At 64.7% G+C, this 3,371-nt stretch carries 2 protein-coding genes; both read left to right on the plus strand.

What is annotated here, in order from left to right; genetic code table 11:
- Positions 1-27 precede the first annotated feature (27 nt).
- Complete coding sequence (mftG, locus tag ACIBI6_RS33695) at positions 28-1,458, plus strand: mycofactocin system GMC family oxidoreductase MftG (protein WP_396958899.1); 1,431 nt, start codon at positions 28-30, stop codon at positions 1,456-1,458.
- A 126-nt stretch (positions 1,459-1,584) separates the two neighbouring features.
- Positions 1,585-2,940 (plus strand): GAF domain-containing protein, encoded by a 1,356-nt coding sequence (locus ACIBI6_RS33700; RefSeq protein WP_364340752.1) that lies wholly within the window; start codon positions 1,585-1,587, stop codon positions 2,938-2,940.
- Positions 2,941-3,371: the final 431 nt, after the last annotated feature.

The following is a 3,371-nucleotide window of genomic DNA, read 5'->3' on the forward strand; positions in this document are numbered from 1 at the left end:
GCTGTACCACCCGATGAGCTGATGTAGATGATCGACACACTGATCATCGGTGGTGGTACGGCCGGGTGTGTACTGGCGGCCCGACTGAGCGCGGATCCGGACCATCGGGTGCGGCTGTTGGAAGCGGGTCCGGTGTCGACCGATTCGGCGACGCTGCTCGATGCGACTCGGATGCCGATCGGACCCGAATCACCGTGGGTGTGGCGGTATCCCGTGACATTGGCTGGTGCGGTTACCGGGAATATCGTGCGCGGCAAGGTGATCGGCGGATCGGGTGCGGTCAACGGCGGCTACTTCGTGCGGGCGACGGCCGCGGATTTCGCCGCGTGGAGCAAGGAACTCGACGGCTGGTCCTTCGATGCGGTCCTGCCCGCCTATCGCCGACTCGAGCGCGACCATGATTTCGGCGATCAGCCGGGACACGGCGCGACGGGCCCGATACCGGTGCGTCGTGCCACTGCGCCTGCACCCCTGAGCTGCGAATTCGCCTCGGCCTGCACGGCACTCGGCCTTGCGCTGATACCTGATCTGAACGCACTGCCCGACGCGGATTCGGCCGATGGTTTCGGGCCGGTGCCGTGCAATATCGAGCACGGCAGGCGGGTCGACACCGGATCGGCCTATCTTGCGCCCGCCCTCGCGCGCCCGAATCTCACGGTGACCGCTGCGACGCTGGTGACCCGCATCCGTTTCCACGGCACGCGCGCCATCGGGGTGGACTACGTGCACGACGGCAAGGCGGGCGCGCTCGATGCGGGTCGGATCGTGTTGTGTGCGGGCGCAATCGAATCCGCCGCGCTGCTGCTGCGCTCGGGTATCGGCGATCCAGAACAGCTTCGGGCGCTGGATATTCCGGTGGTGCGTCCCGCGCCCGTCGGCGCAGGGTTCAGCGATCATCCGGAGATCGGCATCGACTACCGCTTCGAGCCGTCGGACCCGACTGCCGAGGGCATCCCGCTGGAATATGTGCTGGAACTCGAGGATGTCGAAATCCGTCCGTACGCCGTAACGTTTACCCCGTATACCCGACGTTTGGGTGTGGCGCTCATGCGCCCACGTTCCCAAGGCGTGCTCCGACTCCGCTCCGCCGATCCGACTGTGCCGCCGCACATCGATTACCGCTACTTATCGGAGGCCGCGGATCGGGTTCGATTACAGGAAGGGGTTGGCACGGCGCGCGAGATATTGCATGCGATACCGATGGTGCGCACGCCGGAATCGATACCGGACGACGGGTGGCAGTACGCGAATCTGGCTACTTCGCAACATCTGTCGGGCACCTGCCGAATGGGCCGTGCCGATGATGAGCGTGCGGTGGTCGATGAGCAATGCCGCGTGCACGGCACGACCGGTTTGTCCGTGGTGGATCTTTCCGTTGTTCCGGTGCCGCTGAGTCGCGGTCCGCAGGCGACGACTGTACTGATTGCCGAACGCGCCGCCGAATACCTCAGCCAGTGATCTGGAAGATGGGTAGGTCACATTTGTACGAGGTCTGAACGTGGTGTGAGCTGGCGGACAAACGAAGGCAACCGCCCTTACCCGGGTTATGAGCGCCGGTACAGTTCGGGGCGGAAAGAAAGGCAAATGGTCAGCAATCTTGCAGGTGGGCGGCCCCCACGGCACAGCGTCGAACCCGGCACTCAGCTCGGCGCACTGGAAGCCTATGCCGCACAAGCACACGGATATCTTAGCGCGGGTGGCGAGCAGCTGTCGCAGCTTGCCGGTCTGCTGCGACCCGTTGTGCTCGAATCCTGGTTGCGCAGTGTGCGCGGCGGCGTCGATCCGATGGATCCGCTCGACGGGCGCGGGCTGCGCGGTGCGGATCTGCAGCGCTACCGCGACGCGCACCCGATTGCCACATTGATGCCGCTGATCGACAAATTGCTCGTACAGGACACGGCCAGAACGAGTTTGATCGTCGCGGTCGCCGATCAGTTCGGCCGCGTGCTGTGGGTGCACGGCAATCCCGATCAGATCGATGCCGCGGCCGAAATCGGGCTGCGCGCGGGCGATGATCTGAGCGAACGGCGCATCGGCACGAATGCCGTGGGCCTCGTGGTTCGCACCGGCCGGGCCGCGTGGATCCATGGGCCCGAACACTTTCTGCACCGGATGCATCAGATCACCGGTGCCGCAGCGCCGGTGCACGATCCCGACGGCAGGTTGGTCGGGGTGCTGATGATCGCCGGGGGCGTGCGGGTGGCCAAGCCGGAGATTCTGGCATTGGTGAAGGCGACCTCGACTGCCGCCGAAATGGATCTGCTGCTCACCGCGATGCGCGCGGGTCAGCGCGGGGCGGGGAGTTCGACCGGTGAAGTCGCGGCGGCTCGATTGGGTCTGGATGTACTCGGGTTGGGACAGCCACTACTGACCGTCGCCGGTGATCGAGTTCCGTTGTCGCAGCGGCACGCAGAGATACTGCTGCTGCTCGCCGAACATCCGGAGGGACTGGGCGCGGATCATCTCGCACTGCTGCTCGATGACACGGACCTGGATAACGGCACCATCCGCGCCGCCATGTCGCGGTTGCGCGCGGTGGTCGGGCCGGACGTATTCGGTTCGCGCCCTTATCGGTTGCGGGTGCATATCGCAACCGATATCGAGGCGCTGGGTGCGGCGCTCGATTCCGGCGATGTCGATACCGCATTACGGCTGTACGCGGGTCCGGTGCTACCGCGCTCGACGGCGCCGGGAATTATTGATATCCGCGATGAACTTCGGGTCCGGCTGCGTGCCGCGGTGCTCGGTTCCGGTGAGGCCGCGGTGCTGCGTCGGTGGACCGCATGTGCGGAGGGGCGCGACGATGCCGCGTCCTGGGTCGCCTATCGGGCGACCATAGATCGCGATTCGCCGCTTTATGCGCAGATCGAGGCCAAGATTCGGGTGCTCGATCGGCGGCTGGGCGCCGATGCAACGCGGATGCAACGTTCGCGCTCATAGTCTGCAGATCCGAAAGTGCTGTGGCTCACATTCGCGATCGAATTGTGGTCGCGAACACAGCTTTGCCCAGCTGCGTCGGCCCAGTTGAGCGCGCTGGACGGCCGACCAACTTTTTTTAGTGCAAAAAGTTCCTTTTTATTAACGAAGCGCCTAGTCTTCGCAATGCGGATCACATCCGTGTGATGTAGCTGACACCGCCGCGGCGCCCGCACCGCGGCAGCGACGTTGGAGGAGCGATCAAGAGCTAGGCGCGAGCGGGGCGCAATCTGTTTCGATCCCGCGCGGGTGTCGTCCTGCCCCGCGCATTCGCCGAATCGTCTTGTGGTGGCGTCGAAGCCATGTGACAACACTGAACAGCGTTGCCGCAGCGGCTTATTCGTGCTGCCCGAAATCGTTCGGCCAGCTGTTTTACGCCGAACAAGGAGGCTCTG

Source organism: Nocardia sp. NPDC050412, from assembly GCF_044458825.1.
Lineage (GTDB): Bacteria > Actinomycetota > Actinomycetes > Mycobacteriales > Mycobacteriaceae > Nocardia.

Bases quoted from the DNA above. Each gene is read 5' to 3' on its own strand.
- mftG (WP_396958899.1), top strand. From the start codon at position 28: ATGATCGACACACTGATCATCGGTGGTGGTACGGCCGGGTGTGTACTG.
- ACIBI6_RS33700 (WP_364340752.1), top strand. From the start codon at position 1,585: ATGGTCAGCAATCTTGCAGGTGGGCGGCCCCCACGGCACAGCGTCGAA.